Annotated in this window: 20 protein-coding genes and 1 pseudogene; 8 read left to right on the forward strand and 13 right to left on the reverse strand. The window is 38.4% G+C overall.

Features of this window, described 5'->3' with window-relative positions; all coding sequences use genetic code 11:
* Positions 1 to 65: 65 nt before the first annotated feature.
* Positions 66 to 1106: pseudogene (locus BUR11_RS13260) on the reverse strand (DUF2851 family protein); the annotation flags it as partial.
* Positions 1107 to 1243: 137 nt separating this feature from the next.
* On the reverse strand, positions 1244 to 2059 hold the full coding sequence (gene pyrF / locus BUR11_RS13265; protein WP_074225473.1) for an orotidine-5'-phosphate decarboxylase: 816 nt from the start codon (positions 2057 to 2059) through the stop codon (positions 1244 to 1246).
* A gap of 64 nt (positions 2060 to 2123) precedes the next feature.
* On the opposite strand from pyrF, the gene BUR11_RS13270 reads away from it, so the two are divergent.
* On the forward strand, positions 2124 to 2540 hold the full coding sequence (locus BUR11_RS13270; RefSeq protein WP_074225474.1) for a hypothetical protein: 417 nt from the start codon (positions 2124 to 2126) through the stop codon (positions 2538 to 2540).
* Here the strand turns inward: BUR11_RS13270 and BUR11_RS13275 are convergent.
* Positions 2535 to 3431: a lysylphosphatidylglycerol synthase transmembrane domain-containing protein gene (locus BUR11_RS13275; protein ID WP_234982167.1), complete on the reverse strand. Its 897-nt coding sequence runs from the start codon at positions 3429 to 3431 to the stop codon at positions 2535 to 2537. The genes BUR11_RS13270 and BUR11_RS13275 overlap by 6 nt on opposite strands.
* Positions 3432 to 3490: 59 nt before the next feature.
* On the reverse strand, positions 3491 to 4444 hold the full coding sequence (locus BUR11_RS13280; protein ID WP_074226130.1) for a glycosyltransferase family 2 protein: 954 nt from the start codon (positions 4442 to 4444) through the stop codon (positions 3491 to 3493).
* A 119-nt stretch (positions 4445 to 4563) separates the two neighbouring features.
* Between BUR11_RS13280 and BUR11_RS13285 the strand changes: the two genes are divergently transcribed.
* Positions 4564 to 6240 carry an ArnT family glycosyltransferase gene (locus BUR11_RS13285; RefSeq protein ID WP_074225475.1) on the forward strand — a complete coding sequence of 559 codons (1677 nt, stop codon included), beginning with the start codon at positions 4564 to 4566 and terminating at the stop codon, positions 6238 to 6240.
* On the opposite strand, the gene BUR11_RS13290 is transcribed toward BUR11_RS13285, so the two are convergent.
* The 4 genes from BUR11_RS13290 to rpsU form a co-directional block, all read right to left on the reverse strand.
* Positions 6237 to 7748, reverse strand: a complete 1512-nt coding sequence (locus BUR11_RS13290; protein WP_074225476.1) for an ArnT family glycosyltransferase — start codon at positions 7746 to 7748, stop codon at positions 6237 to 6239. The two genes, BUR11_RS13285 and BUR11_RS13290, sit on opposite strands and share 4 nt — an antisense overlap.
* 68 nt (positions 7749 to 7816) lie before the next feature.
* Entirely contained in the window at positions 7817 to 8122 is a 306-nt protein-coding gene (gene hpf / locus BUR11_RS13295; protein ID WP_074226131.1) for a ribosome hibernation-promoting factor, HPF/YfiA family, read from the reverse strand.
* Positions 8123 to 8157: 35 nt separating this feature from the next.
* Positions 8158 to 9042 carry a tyrosine-type recombinase/integrase gene (locus BUR11_RS13300; protein WP_074225477.1) on the reverse strand — a complete coding sequence of 295 codons (885 nt, stop codon included), beginning with the start codon at positions 9040 to 9042 and terminating at the stop codon, positions 8158 to 8160.
* Between the two features lie 219 nt (positions 9043 to 9261).
* Positions 9262 to 9456, reverse strand: a complete 195-nt coding sequence (gene rpsU / locus BUR11_RS13305) for a 30S ribosomal protein S21 (RefSeq protein ID WP_074225478.1) — start codon at positions 9454 to 9456, stop codon at positions 9262 to 9264.
* A 151-nt stretch (positions 9457 to 9607) separates the two neighbouring features.
* Here rpsU and BUR11_RS13310 point away from each other — a divergent pair, with 151 nt between their 5' ends.
* The gene (locus BUR11_RS13310) at positions 9608 to 10948 is read left to right on the forward strand and encodes an alpha-L-fucosidase (protein ID WP_074225479.1); all 1341 of its coding nucleotides are present in this window, start codon (positions 9608 to 9610) and stop codon (positions 10946 to 10948) included.
* Positions 10949 to 11144: 196 nt separating this feature from the next.
* Here the strand turns inward: BUR11_RS13310 and atpC are convergent, their stop codons facing one another.
* The 3 genes from atpC to BUR11_RS13325 all read right to left on the reverse strand — a co-directional run bounded on the left by atpC (position 11145) and on the right by BUR11_RS13325 (position 13591).
* The gene (gene atpC / locus BUR11_RS13315; protein ID WP_074225480.1) at positions 11145 to 11390 is read right to left on the reverse strand and encodes an ATP synthase F1 subunit epsilon; all 246 of its coding nucleotides are present in this window, start codon (positions 11388 to 11390) and stop codon (positions 11145 to 11147) included.
* A 64-nt stretch (positions 11391 to 11454) separates the two neighbouring features.
* Positions 11455 to 12957 (reverse strand): F0F1 ATP synthase subunit beta, encoded by a 1503-nt coding sequence (gene atpD / locus BUR11_RS13320; protein WP_074225481.1) that lies wholly within the window; start codon positions 12955 to 12957, stop codon positions 11455 to 11457.
* A gap of 154 nt (positions 12958 to 13111) precedes the next feature.
* On the reverse strand, positions 13112 to 13591 hold the full coding sequence (locus tag BUR11_RS13325) for a C40 family peptidase (protein ID WP_074225482.1): 480 nt from the start codon (positions 13589 to 13591) through the stop codon (positions 13112 to 13114).
* 107 nt (positions 13592 to 13698) lie between these two features.
* Here BUR11_RS13325 and BUR11_RS13330 point away from each other — a divergent pair, with 107 nt between their 5' ends.
* The 4 genes from BUR11_RS13330 (at position 13699) to BUR11_RS13345 (ending at position 16921) form a co-directional block, all read left to right on the forward strand.
* Positions 13699 to 13938 carry a hypothetical protein gene (locus tag BUR11_RS13330; protein WP_074225483.1) on the forward strand — a complete coding sequence of 80 codons (240 nt, stop codon included), beginning with the start codon at positions 13699 to 13701 and terminating at the stop codon, positions 13936 to 13938.
* A gap of 173 nt (positions 13939 to 14111) precedes the next feature.
* The gene (locus BUR11_RS13335; protein ID WP_074225484.1) at positions 14112 to 15095 is read left to right on the forward strand and encodes a D-alanine--D-alanine ligase; all 984 of its coding nucleotides are present in this window, start codon (positions 14112 to 14114) and stop codon (positions 15093 to 15095) included.
* A 220-nt stretch (positions 15096 to 15315) separates the two neighbouring features.
* A complete protein-coding gene (locus BUR11_RS13340; RefSeq protein WP_074225485.1) occupies positions 15316 to 15801 on the forward strand; it encodes a hypothetical protein in 486 nt (161 codons plus the stop codon).
* Between the two features lie 634 nt (positions 15802 to 16435).
* On the forward strand, positions 16436 to 16921 hold the full coding sequence (locus BUR11_RS13345; protein WP_074225486.1) for a hypothetical protein: 486 nt from the start codon (positions 16436 to 16438) through the stop codon (positions 16919 to 16921).
* Between the two features lie 73 nt (positions 16922 to 16994).
* Here the strand turns inward: BUR11_RS13345 and metK are convergent, their stop codons facing one another.
* Entirely contained in the window at positions 16995 to 18248 is a 1254-nt protein-coding gene (gene metK, locus BUR11_RS13350; RefSeq protein ID WP_074225487.1) for a methionine adenosyltransferase, read from the reverse strand.
* Positions 18249 to 18489: 241 nt separating this feature from the next.
* On the opposite strand from metK, the gene BUR11_RS13355 reads away from it, so the two are divergent.
* On the forward strand, positions 18490 to 20124 hold the full coding sequence (locus BUR11_RS13355; RefSeq protein ID WP_074225488.1) for a DUF885 family protein: 1635 nt from the start codon (positions 18490 to 18492) through the stop codon (positions 20122 to 20124).
* Between the two features lie 24 nt (positions 20125 to 20148).
* On the opposite strand, the gene BUR11_RS13360 is transcribed toward BUR11_RS13355, so the two are convergent.
* Complete coding sequence (locus BUR11_RS13360) at positions 20149 to 20724, reverse strand: precorrin-2 dehydrogenase/sirohydrochlorin ferrochelatase family protein (protein ID WP_074225489.1); 576 nt, start codon at positions 20722 to 20724, stop codon at positions 20149 to 20151.
* Positions 20725 to 20839 lie beyond the last annotated feature (115 nt).

The raw sequence follows: 20839 nt of genomic DNA on the forward strand, positions 1-20839 counted from the left end.
ATCCTATTATCCTCAGGCGCCACCTCTTGAATTAAATCAAAACAAAGTTCTTTCCATTCCGATTGCTAGAAATATCTCCCATAGGCAAACCACAAAGGCAAAACATAGTTGATAATCAACAACTGTAAGACTGTATTGGAAACACCATTTGAGACTTTTCTTGAGGCGGGTTTCCCAAAAGAATAATGATGGACCCAGTAATCACTTGGGCTGATTTGAAGCAAATTCTTAATCGAGGAAAAATCTCTAGAATCTTCTAAAATTGCCCTCAATAAGCTGGGCGCATTGGATAAAATAGCCGCTAGCTGTGCAATCCTCAAAGTAGGCAAATTGCTAGGCCTGGCTCCCATGAAAGACCAGTGCTGAGGGCTCAGTGAACGCTCCCATTGATATTTCTTCTTTAGAAAATCCGACTCTTTGATTAAATATTGAACATAAGGCTCTTCAGAATCTTCCGGCAACAAGCCCGCTTGTCTAAATAGTATGGCTTCCAATACGGGTAGTTTATCCCGGTGTTTCATCAAGATTTTATACGGAAATAATTTAGCCAACTCGGCCATACCTTTACTATTTGTTTTGAACCCAAAAGTGGTAAATAACCATTGATAGGATGTCTCCTCCCAATCTCCTTTGTTTTCCTCTAACAGATTTAAAATTGATTGAGATTTTTCTTGAAGCCGTTCTACCAGGGATTTTTCCAAACTCGAAAAGCGAATGATTTCTGGAACTTGGTGCACTGCATAAGCACAGGGGAGCTCAGATTGATAATCCAACAGCCGCTCGTAATTTCTCCAGATATTTAAGAATATTTTCCCTTTCAATTCCACAGTTGGAATCAAGGTTCCATCATTTCGTAGCACTGGCTTGTCATTTTCCCATACTACGTGCAGGACTACTGAATTATAAGCGGGATTCGCTTCATGATCGTGGTTCTTCCAATCGGAAGCATATTTATGAACCTCTACATGACCATGAAAGGCTACCCCATCTATCATAACCACTGAATCTAAAAAATCAGGGCCTTCCGCTAGATTATGGAAACCAATTTGGATTACTTGAACTTGTTCCTGATTGGTAGTTTGGAAATCCCGTTTTTCGAAATATTGAAATTTCCAGACGAGTTATAAAAAGTCTTCTCTGAAATTCATAAAAATCACCTAAAGTCTTCTTTAAATTAAAAAAACTTTACTAAAATAAAAAGCCAGTAAAAACTGGCTTTAAAAACAATTATAAATCTTCTTCATTAAAGATAAGTATCCAATAGACTGGACATTTCTTCCTGAAGTTTTTGTGCTTCTGATCTGGCCGATTTTCCAAAATTTTCATCTTGAGACGCATAAATAATTCCTCGACTAGAATTCACAAGCAACCCACAGGAAGAATTCATTCCATATTTGGCAACATCAGCTAGGCTACCACCTTGAGCTCCCACTCCCGGAACCAAAAAGAAATGATCCGGCACCACCTTCCTTACCTCTCCAATCAATTCACCGCGGGTAGCTCCTACCACATACATCATATTATCGGAGTTCCCCCATTGCTGGCTTTTTTCTAATACAGATTGATACATCGGCTTGCCAGTTTCATCCTTAATGAGTTGAAAATCCATTGATCCAGCATTAGAAGTTAGCGCCAAAAGAATAACCCATTTATTCTCAAATTCTAAAAACGGAGTCACACTATCGACCCCCATATATGGAGCTACTGTCACCGAATCAAAATCCATTTTTTCAAAAAAGGCCTTGGCATATAGCTTAGAGGTATTTCCAATATCCCCCCTTTTTGCATCGGCAATTGTAAAAATATCCTTAGGGATTAATTCATTTACTTTTTGAAGCGTTTCCCAACCCTGAGGACCCAAGGCTTCAAAAAATGCGATATTTGGCTTGTAGGCTACTGCAAAATCAGCGGTCTGTTCTATAATTTCTTTACAGAAAGTGAAAATTGGATCTTTCTCCGACTTTAGATGTGCTGGAATTTTCTGGATATCTGCATCGAGCCCTACACATAGAAAGGATGACTTTTTCTGAATTTGGGAAAATAGCTCGGCTTTGTTCATGAATTATAGGATTTTGGGCAAAGGTAAGAAATGCTGTTTAGCTATTTTTGGGAAAAGTTAATTTATGAAGACAGTCCTTCTTACTTTCTTATTTTTTTTATGCTATACCTTAACCTTTGGGCAAAAACTCCTTGGGAATTGGGAATGGATTGAAAATACAGAGGAAAGATCCTTTAGGGTCACTTTGTTCCAAGATCAAGACAAATCCTCATCAAAATCACTCATTAAAGGAATTCATTGTGGTGAATATTACAATAGAGGCCGAGTAGATTGCGCTTCCACAACGTCCATGATTTTAAAACCAGGAGAACTTCCAAATAGCTGGACAGGAAGCATTAATAGCAACTTTTCTGGAGAAACTTCCAAGATTAGAGTTACATACATCCCTGACAAAGATCAATTGTCTTGGGAAATAATAAATCCCTCAGGTCAATTCTATTTTCCACATGACGCGATCCTAAAAAGAGAAAATAGCTTATAATTCTGACTCTACTTTTTTGTCAAATTCCACTTTGATCATAGCACCTGTAAGTGAGACCAATGCGGTGATCAAGAAGAAGATTAAACTAAAGGCCACTGCAGTAGCTTCATTTATCCCTGCATAAGTATGCGCATAAATGAACACCAGTTCACGGGCTCCAACGCCACCAATGGTCAAAGGAAGCACGGCAACGATAGAGGATAATAAAAACACCAATTGATATGCTAAGAAGTTTGTTTCAACTCCTAGCGCCAACAAAATAAACAAGGCACAGACCAACTGGGAGATTTGTCCCAACATGGACCAACTATTGGATTTTAAAAAAGAAGGTAAAAAAGGTTTAAAGAAAAGCTTTTGAACTAACCAAAATGAAGGAAACACCAACACTGAAGCGATTACGATCAATACTTCCCAAGGTACTTGAGATTCAAATGGAAGCACTAAATCTACTGGGAGAACAAGAATAAGTAACAAAAACACGATGGCAACCAGCCCTCCTAAACGATCCAAAAGAGAAGCTTGAATCAGTGATTTTACGGAAGTTTTATAATTCTTATTGAGTAAATAGATTTTGTATCCATCCCCTCCAATTCCTCCAGGAAGAAATAGGTTATAAAACATGCCTACCAAATACAATCGGAAATTCAGCTTTTCAGAAATATTCAAGCCAATATTCCTGAAATAAAGATTTAACCTCAATGCTGTAAAAACCTTACTCATTACAAATAAGATTATGGCAGGTACTAACCAAAACCAATGAATCGACTTGGTGATCAACCAGAGTTCCTCGGTATCAATTTTTCGGAATACCAGGAATATTGCCAACCCCGTCAAAAGAAGTTTCAGTCCGGTTTTGAGTTTCTTACCTAGAGTACTTGCTTTTTTTTCCAAGGAAAGTCAGGTCTATTCTTCTGAATTGAACAGCTCAACGAATTGGGAATGAGACAGTCTTATGCTGTCAAAGCTTCCCCTTGATAAACTGATTTAATGGTGTAGGTAGTTTTATTTTGAGATTCAAAGTAAGTTCGGACAATGATCTCGGCAATAATTCCAGTCGTGATAAATTGAATACCTCCAAGCACCAATATAAAGCCTAAAATCATGATTGGCCTTCCCCAAATATCCTCTCCCATGATTTTCAGTACCAACAGGTAAATATTGATGAGAACACCTATTAGGAAAGCGATTATTCCGATTCCACCAAACAAGTGAATCGGACGTTGGAAATACTTTTGAAAAAATAGCATTAAGATCAGATCAGCCATTACTTTAAAAGTCCGGCTCAACCCATATTTAGATTCACCATGGATTCTAGGGTGATGTTTCACATCCATTTCTGTCATCCTCGCACCCTGTTGCTTGGCAAGAACCGGGATAAAACGGTGCAATTCCCCATATAACCCCATTCCTTGAGCGATCTCAGCTTTATAAACTCTGAGCGTACAACCATAATCATTCAAATAGACTTTGGTCGTATTTCGGATCACCCAGTTGGCTATTTTACTCGGAATCTTCCTCAACACAAACCCATCTTTTCTATTGGCCCTTCTACCTGCTACTACATCCCAGTCTTCATCAATCGCTTTTTGAAGCATAATAGGAATGTCTGTGGGGTCATTTTGCAAATCCCCATCCATGGTAGAAATATACTCGCCTGTAGCCATGTCAATTCCCGCTGCCAATGCGGTGGTTTGACCATAATTCCGATTGAAAATAATCAGCTTTGTCCGATCATTTGCATACTTTTTCACTTCGGCCACTGTCTTATCAGTAGAACCATCCTCTATTAGAATGACCTCATAGTCGATTTCAGAAAGTGCGGAATAGGTGGCTTCCAATAATGGCTTGATGTTTTCTTCTTCGTTGTAGATCGTAATAACTACAGACAACAGGGGCTTGCTCATGATCATAAATTTGGTCAAAAATACGGCAAAATACTTCCGTTGCCAATAAACTGCGTATCGGCTTTCGGTTGCCAACGAAAATTTGGTGTGACAAAGTTCATTCATCTTATCTTTGCAAGATGTTTTCAAAAGAGCTTCATATTAATCCATGGGTAATAATGGCGGCCTTTGCCATTTTGGTAGGACCATTTGCCCTGAGCTTTCACATGCATTTTCCAGATGAAATGTATTATAGTGATGCTTCTGTTAAAATGATGCAAAATGGAGACTATCTCACCACGTACCTCGGAAACGGAGAGTTGAGGTTTCGAAAACCCATAGGAACTTACTGGGTGGTTTTAGCTGGATTCAAAATATTTGGAGTCAGTGCTTTTTCATCCAGGATCTTCTTTTTATTAGCCGGTTCATTGACTATCGGAATCACCTATCTGGTTGCAAAAGTCTTATTCTCAGACAAAAAGATTGCAGGACTATCTGCCCTGATTATCGCTTCCAATATTGTTTTGATATTTGCCTCCACCCGTTCCATACCAGACGTGTTATTAGGCCTTACTATGACAGCCAGTGCCATTGGATTTGCAGGATTAATGAGGTATGGAGACCAAGCTCCAAAAAAGTTTATATGGATATTATATCTCAGTTTGGCATTGGCCTTTGAAGTAAAAGGACTACCAGCCGCTGCTTTAGGAGGAATCGGAATACTTTACCTGCTATTCAATCCCTGGAAAAAAATATCATGGAAGACATTCCTTCATTTACCTTCTCTCCTTCTCGCTATTATTATCGGATTATTCTGGTTTGTGGCCATGTGGAAAATTCATGGTCCTACTTACCTAGATAGCTTTTTAGAAGATCAAGTTGGAGGAAGAGTAGCATCACGCTACTTACTTATTCTAAAAAACGGAGCACTTGCCTCAATCATTCTATTTGTAATTTATCTGCCTTGGGGGTTCTATCCTTTCCCGAAATTCAAAGAGACCATTCAGAAAACCTGGAAAGAAAATGCAGTATTCTTTGGATTCGCAGTTCTATGGGGATTGGCCATTCTAGGAATGGGAGCTATGACTACCAAATTTTATGAACGCTACTTATTACCAGTTGCGCCTATTTTGGCAATCTTCCTGAGTTGGATCCTGGTAAAAGCTGATTTCCAATTGCGTCAAAAAGGCTTGAAAATAGGTGCAGCATTTTTCATTCTATTATCCCTCATAGTCGGTGTTACAGGATTCTGGATCAATTTCCAATTAGGGAGTACCTTTTGGGTTTATTTGCAATTGGCAATTGGATTTGCCCTTTTGATTTATTTAGTCCAATTAGTCTATAAAGGAAGTCAGCTGCCATGGGGATTATCCTTTTCCATTTTACTAGTATTCTTTTTTCTTTCTACTGTTACCGCAAAAATCTCTCTTCCAGAGCAAGGAGCCCAAGTTCAAGCTTTTGTTTCTTCCAATAAAATTGACCCTACAAAGGAAATTGGTTTCATTGGCAACATTCATGTCAGCAGCAAGATTAGGGTATACTTAGGACCCGATTATTACATGACTGATATTACTGGAGAGAAATCCTTGAGTGAGCAGGAATTATTGGAAAGGTCTTCCATTTATCCGAACTTAATCGTAGAAGACAAATACCTGCAGCAACTTCCACTTCAAAATTATGAAGTCGAAGTCGCTTCAATGAATTGGGATTCGAAAAAGATTCCTTTTTTACTTCAACATCTAGGAGACCCAAATTTCAAAGACCTATTAGAAGAAAATGGGAAAGTCTATTATTGGCTACAAAAAATAGGAGATTAATAGGTTTCTGGAATATAGGGATCAAACTCTTTTAAGTCTTTCCATACTTGAATGGTGGCAGTCCTCAACGGCTCTCCGCGAAAATACACCTCGAACTTTTCCTCATAAAGTAAAGAGTCAAATTGTGCAAATTTACCAGGAGAGTCATAATTCCAGCTAACAAAAATCCCATCCTTATTTTGCCCTAAAAACTGCTCCATCCCATCCCAAAGATCAAATTGGTTTCTTCTTGCACCCATATTCAACATATATGGCTGCGGATGGTCCTTTAAATAAAAAGATAGCTCGGAAGCCATGTGATAAGTTTCGGAAAAGACAAACGAATCTGACAACTCCAAGCTATCCTGTAAATAATCAACTCTTGCAGCAAGCGGATCATAGCCAGACATTCTTCTAAACAGTTGCTTTTCACCTTTTTTAATAGGAGGAATAGATTTGACAAAAGTGAGGTCAGGAAGGATGAGCAATAAAGGTATCCCAATACTGATTCCAAGACCCCAATTACGGAGTTTCTTCCACTTACTTGATTGATTTAACACCCATTCACTCATGATAATCGGCAATCCCACATAGGAGAAAACCGGCCAATTCACTAGAACCTCTGTAAAGAAGCTTAAAAAAGAGAAACTGATTAACGTAAGTATGGCAGGCAAGATGAGGTAAAATTTATCTTGGTTTCTATATTTAAACACACTTTTAATGGAGTAGAACAGGATTGGCAGCAAGAATATAGATAGCATCGCCAATTGACCACCCAAAAATTCGAATAACTGAGCTGTGGATTTCCCCAAAGAGGCAGTAGATTCTTCATTTCCTCCTCCAGCTCCAGCTAGGTTTGCTAGATGCTTGAAAGTATTGAAGTCATTTTGAAAGTTCCATACTAGAATCGGAATAAATCCAAGGGACATGACCAGAAAGAAAAGCAGCATATTTCTCCACTTCTTACCTAGCTTTCCTTCTTGCAAAATGAATAAAAAAAGGAATGGAAATGCTAATACCATCATAGCCTTAGCCATCAGTCCTACTGCGGCAGCAAATCCAGCGAGAATCCACCAATTAAGCTTTTTCTCTTTCAAGGCCCTATATAATAAAAACACAGTCAAAGACCAGAAAAAAGTTAGAGAGGTATCGGTGGTGTGAAAGGAAGAAATCATCCACCAAAAAGGCATTGCTTGTAAGAAAATGGAAGCCCAAAAACCAACCTTCTCATTGTATAAATAAGACCCGAATTTATAAGTCACCCAAGCAGTCCCCAGTCCAAAAAGTATGGGGTTGATGCGAACTCCTAATTCGGTAACTCCAAAAATGGAGGTACTGATGTAGTTCAAAAAGGCTACCAAAGGAGGTTTGGAATAATAATGCCAAGCCAAATTTTTTGACCAAAGCCAATACTGGGCTTCTTCTGTAAACAAATCGAGTTCGGGGCGGAAAACGAAGGCTATTTTTGCCAAAACGATAGCCAGGCTGACTATCCAAAATGCCGATTTATAAGATAAGTTGGACCTCATAGTAAAAGCTCGCAAGAAAAAGAAAAACCCTCGGAACTCCGAGGGTTTATAAAAGATTTTAGGGTCTATTATTGCCTTACGAGAACAACCTTTTCTTTGTACTTCTTAATTTGCCTTCTTAGCCCTTCTATCGCTTCATCAGCGGCCCCTTCGAAAGAATCTGATTGATTCTTTGCAAAAAACTGCTTCCCTGGCACATTTAATTTGATTTCAACAATCTTGTTTTCATTGTTGTCATTCTTATCGAGCCTCATAAAAACCTCACCATCTATGATTCGATCATAAAAGGTCTCCAGCTTGTCTGCTTTTCTTTGAATAAAATCGATCAATTTTCGATCAGCATCGAAGTGGATTGAGTGCATCTGCAGTTTCATATTGATTTGCATTTAATGGTTGAACAATAATTTATTTACGCTTTAGGATGTGCCTGTTCAAACACAGCCTTGAGTTTTTCTAATGAATTGTGGGTATATACTTGCGTCGCCGCAAGGTTGGAATGCCCAAGTAAATCTTTAACAGCATTGAGGTCTGCTCCCTTGTTGAGTAGATGAGTCGCAAAAGTATGACGCAGGATATGAGGACTGCGCTTGGAAGTCTGTGCAAAAAGGTCCAGATATTGTCTGACTACACGGTATATCATCATAGGGTAACTTGGCTTTCCGTGATTTGTAACAATAAAATAGTCACTTTGAGCAACATTTGAAAACCTTTGCTCAAATACTTTTTTATACAAAATGATATTTCGAACAAGCCCCTTTGTCAGAGGTATTATTCTTTCCTTTTTTCGTTTTCCTAAAACTTTCACCACTTCTTCCTGAAGGTTTATATTTTCCCATTTTAATCCTGTGAGCTCAGAAAGCCTCACTCCCGTCAGGTACAAAAACTCCATCACCATTCGGTCTCTATTTCCTTCAAAAGTTTCCTCATAAACACTTTCCTCTAGAACGGAAGAAATGGTAGTTTCTTGAAGAAATTCGGGTAATTTTTTCGGGTTTTTAAGGGATTTTAACTTATAGGTTGGGTCCTTAGCAATAAGTCTGGAGCGAAGCAAAAACTTATAAAAAGAACGTAGGGTGGCGATTTTTCGGTTAACCGTAGTGGTACTCAGACCGTTCTCTACCAAGTCTATTACCCAAGCCCTAATTTCAGCATGATCGGACATCAAAATGTCTTCTCTTTCAAAAGCAGTGGATACAAATTCCTCAAATTGCTCCAAGTCTTTTTGATAAGCCAATACGGTATGCTGACTGGATTTTTTCTCGAATTCTAAATAATTGATAAATGAGTCGATCATGTACTGTGATTACTTATTTAAGGTACACGAAAAAAAATGAAATAAGTAATGAAAAATGAAAGGAAATAATAGCTACATAAGTCATCAAAACGATTGATGGCTCACTACCAGACAAATAAAATCTCTGAATCTTAAAAAAAAGAGAGAACCTTAAGATGAAAACAAAAAAAGCGCACTCACCGAAGTCAGTACGCTTTTATATGTTTTTGTCAAAAACGATTACTTATTAGCTTCCTCTTGAAGTTTTTGCTTATAAGACGCTTTGATGACCTGTGCTCTTCTTTTTACAGAAGGTTTTGTGAACGCTTGTCTAGCTCTAAGTTCTCTGACTGCACCAGTCTTGTCAAACTTCTTTTTAAAACGCTTTAGCGCTTTTTCGATAGATTCGTTCTCTTTTACGTTTACTACGATCATATTTTTACACCTCCTTTCGCGACTGCAAAGGTATGGATAATACTTTACAAACAATAATATTCCTCTAAATTATCCTTATCAATGTTTTGACCTTGAAGTTCCTACTCAATTAACTATTTTCGGGGCTCTAAAAAAGAAATTCAATTACCCCATGTTATTTAGAAAAACAACTTCTCTATTAATTCTGACTTTTTGCCTGATCGCCTTACTTACCCCCAAACCAGCTATTTCACAAGAAAATCCTGATAAAATGGAGTGGTTCAAAGATGCTAAACTTGGAATCTTTATCCACTGGGGTATTTACTCTGTCAATGGAATCGACGAATCATGGTCTTTTTTCAATGATTACATCAAATACGAGGATTACATGAAGCAATTGGATGGTTTCACTGCTTCTAAATATGATCCCGAAAAATGGGCCAAACTGATCAAAGCAAGCGGGGCTAAATATGCTGTACTCACTGCCAAACACCATGATGGAGTGGCGCTTTGGGATACCAAGGCTAGCGATCTTTCAGTTGTGAAAAAATCTCCAGCAGGAACAGACTTGGTAGGACCTTTTATGACCGCTTTGGAAAAAGAAGGAATTAAAAAAGGAATCTATTTTTCTGTACTGGATTGGTCTCATCCTGATTATGATCGGAATACTCGTGAAACTTTTCGATACAAAAATGATCCTGAAAGATTCCGTAAATTCACCGATTTCAACTTTGCACAATTAAGCGAATTATCCACCCAGTACAATCCGGATTTGTATTGGTTTGATGGAGATTGGGAACATAGCCCAGAAGAATGGCGAAGTGCTGAACTGAAAGATAAATTATTAGGCTATAATCCCGACTTGATTATCAACTCCCGATTGGGCCCAGGTTTTGGTGACTATGCCACTCCAGAGCAAGGTGTTCCAGTTTCGAGACCCGACAGTGATTTTTGGGAATTGTGTATGACCTTGAACAACAGTTGGGGATATCAGGGAAATGACCACGCCTATAAATCTCCAAGTGAACTCTTAAGAATCTTTGTGGATTGCCTTCATATGGGTGGAAATCTATTGATGGACTTTGGCCCCAAACCTGATGGTTCTATTCCTGAAGAAGCAGAAAATATTTTAAACGAATTTGCGCGCTGGACATCCAAGCATGAATCAGCCATTTACGAAACCCAGGCGGGAATTCCTGATGGTCATATCTATGCTCCTACTACACTTTCTAAGGACAAGACTATTCTTTATATCTATTTGGACTATAAAGTCAATGAATCCTTGGCCATCAAAGGCCTAAAAAATAAAATCCAACGTGTCTGGGTGGTTGGAAATGGAACCAAATTGCAATCTAGGGAAGTGGGAAAAATGTACTGGAGTTCCGTTCCTGGCATGAAATACATAGATATTCCAGATAATGTATACGACAAAGACATTACGGTAATCGCGGTATTATTGGATGGCCCGGTGGATTTGTATCGTGAAAAAGGCCAGGTGATTGAGAGTAATTAAGAAGTTGGGAAGTCTGAAAGTTGGATGACTGATTCGAACCGTAAAAATAAAATAGAAAGGCTTCCCATTTCAGAAATAATAATGAAGCCCTGTTCTTATGGAACGGGGCTTTTCTTTTTGGAGAACCTGAATCATACTAAAATAAAAAAGTCCAACTCTAACGAGTTGGACTTCCTTTATATCTAAACATAATAGCTTAAGCTACAACTTTCTCAGCTAGCAATACAATTACATTATCTTTTACTTCCACTACTCCGCCATCCACAACCATGGACTGCTTGCCTTCTGCTGTGGTAAAGGAAACAGTTCCTTTTGCCAAAGCTGAGACGATCGGAGCGTGATTATTCAACACCTGAAATGCACCTCCGGCACCTGGGAAACTGGCCTCGGTCACTTCACCCTGAAATACTTTTTTGTCCGGTGTGACGATTTCTAAATGCATCTGATTCGGATTTATATAAAAGCAAGCGGCCAAGAAAAGCCTAAGCCGCCGCTCTATTTTCTAATTATTTAACTTCAGCCAACATTTTCTCACCCTTAGCGATCGCATCTTCGATGCTACCTACCAAGTTGAATGCTGCTTCTGGAAGGTGATCCAACTCACCATCCATGATCATATTGAAGCCTTTGATGGTGTCTTTGATGTCTACCAAAACACCTTTCAAGCCTGTAAACTGCTCAGCAACGTGGAATGGCTGAGACAAGAAACGCTGTACACGTCTTGCTCTGTGTACCACTTGCTTATCCTCTTCAGAAAGTTCTTCCATACCCAAGATCGCAATGATATCCTGCAATTCTTTGTAACGCTGAAGAGTTTCTTTCACTCGTTGAGCACAATCGTAATGCTCATCACCCAAGATTTCTGCAGAAAGAATTCTTGAAGAAGAATCCAAAGGATCCACCGCAGGGTAAATACCTAGCTCGGCAATCTTTCTTGACAATACCGTAGTAGCATCCAAGTGAGCAAAAGTTGTCGCTGGAGCAGGGTCAGTCAAGTCATCCGCAGGTACGTAAACTGCCTGTACGGAAGTAATGGAACCATTTTTAGTAGAGGTAATTCTTTCCTGCATAGCACCCATTTCTGTTGCCAATGTTGGCTGGTAACCAACCGCAGAAGGCATACGACCTAAAAGTGCAGACACTTCAGAACCTGCCTGAGTAAAACGGAAAATGTTATCGATAAAGAAAAGGATATCTTTACCTGCTCCTTCTCCGTCTCCATCTCTATAATATTCAGCCAAAGTCAAACCAGTCAAGGCCACACGAGCACGCGCCCCTGGAGGCTCATTCATCTGACCGAACACAAAGGTTGCTTTAGAATCTTCTAATTTTTTCAAATCCACTTTGGAAAGATCCCATCCACCTTCTTCTTCTAAGCTGTGGAGGAAGTCATCACCGTAAGTTACAATGCCTGACTCGATCATTTCGCGAAGCAAGTCATTCCCTTCTCTTGTTCTTTCCCCTACACCGGCGAATACAGAAAGACCAGCATATGCTTTCGCAATATTGTTGATCAATTCCTGAATCAATACAGTTTTACCTACACCGGCACCACCAAACAAACCGATCTTACCACCTTTTGCATAAGGCTCGATCAAATCAATTACTTTAATACCAGTGAAGAGTACTTCCGTAGAAGTAGAAAGGTCTTCAAATTTTGGTGCGGATCTGTGAATAGGAAGTCTAGCTCCAGTAGTAACTTGTGGAAGACCGTCAATTGCATCTCCAACCACGTTGAAAAGACGTCCTTTAATAGCCTCGCCAGTTGGTACAGAGATTGGTTGACCCAAGTCTTTTACCTCCATGCCACGTACCATCCCTTCGGATGAGTCCATTGCGATAGTTCTTACTCTGTCTTCACCCAAGTGCTGTTGAACTTCCATAACGACTACTTGGCCGTTTTCTTTGGTTACTACAACCGCGTCAAGGATGTTTGGCAGTTTACCGCCTTCGAAGGAAACGTCCACTACGGGTCCAATTACCTGAGTTATCTTTCCAATATTTGCCATTTGATAGAATGAAATGTAAAAAGGATATGCTTTTTGAATTCGTCCGCAAAATTAACCAATAAAGCCTAATCCCAAAGGATATTTGGGAAATAATCCGAAGCTTATCAATTATTTGTTAAGGAATTGCTCCAAAAATGTACCTGTAGTCAAAAAATCACTCCATCACTCTACGCGCAAATAAAAATACCTTGGACCAATAGCGATTACTCAAATAATCCTCCGAAACGCCCAAAGAAGTAGAAGAATGGATAAATCGAACATCATTTTTGCTTACTTCAGTCACAATCCCAGCATGAGTCACCCTGTTTTTTCTTCTTCCTGTAGCAAAAAATAATAAGTCTCCACGCTGTAAATCTCTTTGATTAATTTTTTTTCCTACCTGACTCTGATCTGCAGAAACTCGGGGCATCGTGACTCCAACAGAATAAAAAGCATGGTACACTAAGGCCGAACAATCCATTCCTGCTCTGGTTGTGCCGCCATATTTATAAGGAGTCCCAGTATAGCTTCTAGCGGTAGAAATCACCACATCAAACGGATCCGATGCTACTTTCTTCTTGGAAGCACAGGAAAAGGCCAAGAAAGCCAGAATTGGAATCAAATAGAAAAAGGTAGAAAATCTTTGTTTGATCATTCGCGTATTTACTCTTTCAAGTATATGATTCTTGAACGAAGGAATCAACCCTAATATATCAAAATCAACCTATCATTTCGTTATATTCGTAGTTTGAAGCGAAGGATATGAGTAGAGAAGAATTCACAAACCTCCCTTTCCATAAAAAAATCACCACCTTATATACTGAGGGCACATTTGTAGTGGGTATTCGTTATTACCGACATAAGGTCAACTTATACCTATTAAATAATGAATACATCGAGGTATTTTACAATCACAAACTGGATAAGATTGACAAAATCGATTTTCTTCCCAGAGATCATTCTAGAATGAAGTTTTATCTGGATCAGATCAAATTAGCTTAATAAATCCCGCTGATATCCGCAGAAAAAACGCTGATCCAAGCTGATTTTTATTTCCCTACCCTCTAACAACTCTTAATTCATCGAAAATCTGCGGTATTTATCCGAGAGAATCTGCGGGAACTGCGGGAAATAAAAGAAAATTCAAGTAATTCGTAGTTCTAATTTTTATCCCAATGAAGAAGAAAATAGCTCTGGTGACTGGAGGATTTACCGGTGAGTCAGTCATTTCATTAAAAAGTGCGGCAGTTGTTGAAAAAACAATTGACCGAAACCTTTATGATATTTATAAAATTCTGATTTATCCCGGCGACTGGTATTTTTTAAATGATGCGGGAATTAAAATTCCGGTCAACTTGAATGACTTTAGCATTGAAGTAGATGGCCAAAAAATCACCTTTGACGGTGTCTTCAATATCCTCCACGGATCGCCAGGAGAAGACGGAAAGCTAGCCGGGTATTTTGATATGATTGGAATCCCTTATACCACCTGTGATCAATTGACTTCAGCCATCACCATGAATAAGGGCTATACCAAGGCAATTGTAGATGACATTGAGGAATTACACATTGCAAAGTCTCTCCAACTTTTTGAAAACTCTACCGAGAATCAAGAAAAAGTGGTGAATGAGTTAACTCTACCCTTGTTTATCAAACCAAACAATGGCGGAAGTTCCATTGGCATGAGTAAAGTCAAAACTTGGGAGGAATTACCAGAAGCCTTGGACAAAGCTTTTGGTGAAGACAAGCAAGTCTTAGTGGAAGAATTCGTTTCAGGAAGGGAATTTTCTATAGGTTGCTTCAAAGGCAAAGGAAATATCCAGGTATTACCTGCTACAGAAATAGTGAGCAGCAAAGAGTTTTTTGATTATGAAGCAAAATACGTGGCAGGGGTAACAGAAGAAATTACTCCTGGCAGAATGAATGAAGAAGAGGTAGAAAGAGTCAATCGCATCATCCCAAAAATTTATGAAAAACTGAACTGCAAAGGTGCTGTGAGAATCGATTACTTTCTTCAAAAAGAAACCGGTAAATTCTACTTTATTGAAATCAATACCGTGCCTGGTCAAACTGAAACAAGCCTGATTTCCCAACAGGTCCGTGCAATTGGCATGGAGGTAAAAGACTTCTACACCCAAATAATTGAAGAAATGTTTTAAGTCCTCTTAGGGTACGAAAAGTGCCCCTTGGACATTTATCGAATTTTGGAATAACATTTGGACTATTTAGGCAAGAAATAGTTTTTAATTCATTGATCAAGCCTTTAAGAGTTATTTGAAAGCTTTTTTAGGTCAAAAGCATGTATTCCATGTGTAATTAAATCCCCATTCCTGGGAAATTTTTGGTCTGTGAACTTCATCCTAAAACCCCGAATTCGATATGAAAAATTACATGTTTGTACTGGTGCTTTTTGGATTGATTGTAAGTTGCGGTCCATCTGATAGGCAAGAAGAAAAGTTAAAAGACCTCATTGCGGAATGGAAAAATACTTCTGAAAAAGTAGCGGACCTTTCTGAACAACTGGGGAATCAAATGTATTTATTGGAAACGAAGAAAGAAGAAAATGGAACTACCGAAATGATTCCTATTCGTTTTCAAGGTGAGGAGAGTAATTGTGAAACTGCCTATAAAACTCTTCGGGAGGATATTGATGAGTTTATTGCCGTCTGGAAAGAAAACTCTTTAAAAGTTGACCAACTCACCAATAATATGGCAATAGGAAAATGGACTGTTGAAGATGATGAAAATCTCAAAGCCTTGGATCTAGAGGTAAAAGAAAGAGATGTAGACATCGAGCAATGGTTAAATCAATTGGAGGAATTGAAGGAAAATTGCGGAATCAATACAGATTCTTCGAATTCCTAATCTCTGCTTTATTATTAGTAAAAGACTTGTCCTGATTAGACGTTACAGTTTTTAAGGATAAATTTAGATAGCATCGGGTTTTGACTCGATGCTATTTTTATTCAGAAAGTTATATTGACCTCCACTAACTTCAACGCTGTTTTACCTCATTTTACAAATTATCCCACCCACAGTCCCAAAATAAATACCCAGCTATCTATTCTCCTCTGTTTATTCCCTCTTACAAAGTTTTTGGATTGGAATCAATATTTACTATTAAACGTGCTACTCCCTTAATCGTCGAGTCTTCACCATCGGTTTTATATAGGTTATTATTATCTAAATATTCCTTAAGTGTGACAATACCTTGCGCATTTAAAGAACAAGCAAGTCCGATAAAAAATAAGAATCCACATAAAACCGGATAAGTCGTCTCCAAATACGAATTTTAGTTTTCGGGTCAACTAAAGCCCATTTCCTTCATTGGAATATTTTTTGGACAATTATGTATGAAAATTATTACAGTTCATTTTATCCTCCTGAATAGTCTGTATAAGGCTATTCCAAGAAATTAATTAGTCTTGTTAAGGGGATTGTTTTCCTCATTTTCGGGAAAATAATAAACAATGAACTTCATCCTAAAATCTAGATTGATATGAAAAATTATATGATAATTTTTGTTTTTATCGGGCTGATTTTCAGCTGTGGCCCATCAGAACAAAAAGTGGATAAGCTTACAAAGCTACTAGCTGAATGGAAAACTACTTCAAAGATGATCGGAGATCTTTCTAAGGAAATCGGAGATCAACAGTTCCTTTTGAAAACAAAAAAAGAAGAGAATCAGACCACAGAGGTTATACCGATTAGCGTAAATGGCGAGGCAAGTAATTGTGAAACTGAATATGCCAATTTAAAAGAAAAGATTGATGGATTAATCGGCGTATGGCAGGAAAACACAAAGGAAGTTGAAGACCTGACTGCAAGGATATCATCAGGAAAATGGACTATAGAAGATGATGAAAATCTTGAAGGGCTTGCCAGTGAGGCAAAGAAAGCAAAAGCTAACGTAGATCTTTGGATGATTAAATTAAATGAGCTCAAAACGAAATGTGAGCTTCAATCAGAAAATTCGAATTCTTAAAAGATTTGAAACATCTAATTAAATATCAGCATAGAAAAACAAAGCCTTCCGAGTTTTCGGAAGGCTTTTCGTTTTATAATCCGAATGCGGATTTAATCTTGTCTACAAAATCTAATTTTTCCCAAGTAAAGAGCTCTACCTCTAAGGTGATTTCATCTCTATAAGGAGAAAGGAAAGTTTTTGAAACGACTTCATTTTGTCTTCCCATATGGCCATAGGCAGCGGTTTCCTCATAAATCGGATTTCTCAACTTCAATCGTTGTTCGATTGCATAAGGTCTCATATCAAATAGCTCTTCTACTTTTTTGGCAATTTCCCCATCATGCATATCTACTTTAGCAGTGCCATAAGTATTTACATAGATACCCATTGGAGCAGCTACTCCGATCGCATAAGAAACCTGAACTAAGATCTCGTCAGCAACTCCAGCAGCTACCATGTTTTTGGCAATATGTCGGGTGGCATAGGCAGCAGATCTATCTACTTTTGAAGGGTCTTTCCCAGAGAATGCACCTCCACCATGAGCCCCTTTACCTCCATAAGTATCCACGATGATCTTTCTTCCCGTTAATCCAGTATCACCATGAGGACCTCCAATTACGAATTTACCTGTCGGGTTAATATGGTATTTAATATCGTCTGTAAATAGCTTCTGAATTTCTGGCTTTAATTGTGCGATCACCCTTGGAATCAGGATAGAAACAATATCTGATTTGATCTTAGCAAGCATCGCCTCTTCCTCATCAAAATCATCATGCTGAGTAGAAACTACAATTGCTTCTATTCTTTGAGGTACATTGTCATCAGAATATTCGATAGTTACCTGGGCTTTAGAATCTGGCCTCAAGTAGGTGATCTCTTTATTTTCTCTCCTTAATGCGGCCAATTCCCGAAGGATCATATGAGAAAGATCCAATGCCAAAGGCATATAGTTCTCAGTCTCATTGGTTGCATATCCAAACATCATCCCCTGATCACCAGCTCCTTGTTCTTCAGGGCTCTTTCGATCTACTCCTTGATTAATGTCTTGAGATTGTTCATGAATCGCAGATAAAACACCACAAGAATTACCTTCGAACATGTAATCGGATTTGGTATATCCTATCCGGTTAATCACATCACGTGCGATTTTCTGTACGTCCAAATAAATATCGGATTTTACTTCTCCGGCCAAGACTACTTGTCCTGTAGTCACCAAAGTTTCACAAGCAACCTTAGAATTAGGATCAAATGCCAAAAAATTATCAATTAATGCGTCGGAAATTTGATCCGCAATTTTATCTGGATGCCCCTCAGATACTGACTCTGAGGTAAATAAATATGCCATAAATATTAATTTGTAATGCGTTTTTTAAGCAAGCACAAAAATACAGGAACTGTACGAAATAAAAAATCGAAGTAGAATACCTTTCAATTTGTTTTTAACTGAGCCTAAGCAACATCCTATATTTCTACAAAAGCCCACCTAAACAATCAGTTTATAAGGAATTAAAGCTCCTCCCTTTTTGAAGCTGGTTTTACCAATTCTATACATTATCTTACTTTTTAAATGAAATCCACCATCCATTATGAAGCTTAAAATTTTACTTTTCACCTATCTGACATTCTTTTGCTCACTCCTCTTTCATTGTCATGCAATGGCAATGCAACCAGTTTCATCCTACAATGAATTAGTAGCACTATTTAAAAACTGGAGGGCATTTGAAACTCCACCATTACATGAAGGGGCGCCCGATTACCGAAAGGAAACTTTTGAGAAAAGACAAACTGAGTTTAAGAAAATCCAAACTCAATTTTCCCAACTCGACACTTCTGGTTGGACTATTCCAGAGCAAGTGGATTATCGAATTGTAAAAGCGGAATTAAATGGGTATGATTTTAATCAACGAATCCTTAAACCTTGGGAAAGAGATCCTGCTTTTTATAAAACCATCTGGACTGAAAGAAGTGATGTTCCTGCCCATGAAGGACCGACCCATCATGGGGTTTTAGAACTTTGGCAATACGAATTTCCTTTGCAAGGTGAATCTCTTTCTAAATTTATAAAGGAAATTAAAATCATTCCTGCTTTAAACCAACAAGCCAAGCAAAACCTAACGGGAAATGCCAGAGAATTGTGGGCTGCAGGCATTCCTTCTATTGCTACACAGGTCATAGACTTGGATAATATTCTGAAACTAGAAGGGGTTTCTGATCAACCGGAATTAGTAAATACCCTAAATGAAGCCAAAATCGCTACTCAAGACCTAGTCACTTGGTTAGAGAAAGAAGCTTTGACCAAAACCGGAGAATCCGGTATAGGGAAAGAAAATTACACATGGTATTTACAAAATGTACATTTAGTACCCTTAACCTGGGAAGATGAGGTAATGATCTTGAAACGGGAGTTAGCAAGAGCTTGGTCTTCCTTGAAACTTGAAGAGTATAGAAATGCAGGACTGCCTGAATTGAAAGATGCAAGTTCACCCGAAGAATTTGACCTCATGGCCGAAGAATCAGTAAAAAGCATCTTGACATTCTTAGATGAAAAAGACATCGTCACAGTCAAAGAGTATTTTGAGCCGGCACTTAGAGAACACATGGGTTCATTTATTCCTAAAGAAAAACGAAACTTCTTTACCATAGGGATGCATTATGATCCAAGGCCATTGTATTCTCACTTTTATCATTGGTTTGAACTGGCAAGAATGGATAACGAACCTCACCCAAGTGAAATAAGAAAAGCTCCTTTATTATATAATATTTGGGATTCAAGAAATGAAGGGACCGCCACTGCTGTAGAGGAAATTTTTATGGATGCTGGGCTTTATAAAGACTCCCCTCGATCCAGAGAAATCGTTTACATCATGATTGCACAAAGAGCTGCAAGAGGTTTGGGTTCTCTCTATGCACAAGCTAATGAAATGACCATGGTAGAAGCTGGTGGGATTCATTCCAATTACACCCCTCGAGGCTGGATGAAAACTGAAAAAGAATTACTTCTTTTTGAGCAACATTTATATATGAGACAACCAGGCTATGGAAGTAGTTATATCACTGGGAAGTATTTACTGGAAAATGCAATGGCAGATTATTTCAGGATCAATGAAGGCAGGTCTTTTCCATTAAAAGAATTCTTTGACAAACTTAATTCAATTGGAAGCATTCCTATTTCACTTGGGCATTGGGAAATGACAGGTATTGATCAGAAACCTGGCAAATAAGATTTCATGTAAACCCAAAGGGCTTTAACGGTTTGTGACTAGCCCTTTGGTAATTTTATTCATTGCTTTCACCTTATATTCAAAGTCTCCTTTTAAAGTATCTCGATAGGCATTCAGGTTATTTAACAACTCATCCATTTCTTCTGGAAGTACCTCCTCAAACAATTGTCTTAATCTCTTCGCTGCCGTAGGGGATTTACCATTGGTACTGATCGCAATTTTTAAATTTCCTTTGGTCACAATCCCCCCTAAATAAAAGTCACATAGGGCAGGTGTATCCGCTACATTCACCAATAAAAATCGCTCCTTAGCCTGATCATGTATCAGTTTATTGACCTCCTTATCATCTGTAGCTGCAATTACCAGGTGCTTTGCACCCAAGTATTTTTCATCATAGGCATCGGTGATCATAGAAACAGTTTCTGCCTTTGAAGCCAATTCCAAAAACGAAGGGGAAAACTCCTTTGCCACTGCTGTGACCTGGGCATTGGGACTTGACTTCAAAAGAAATTCTAATTTTTCAGTACCCACATTCCCTCCACCAACGAGAAGGATATTGAGTTCATGAACTTTTAGAAAAACAGGGTAAAGATGATTCATTGAGATTCTGGGGTTTATTATTGGATGATTATTCAAAAGATAGGAAATCTATCTTGGAATAGGCCGATTCTTGATAAAGCAGGACTACAAGCCCCCTAAACATTAGAAAACTAGG

The organism is Algoriphagus halophilus (assembly GCF_900129785.1).
In the GTDB taxonomy this organism is placed as follows: Bacteria; Bacteroidota; Bacteroidia; order Cytophagales; family Cyclobacteriaceae; genus Algoriphagus; species Algoriphagus halophilus.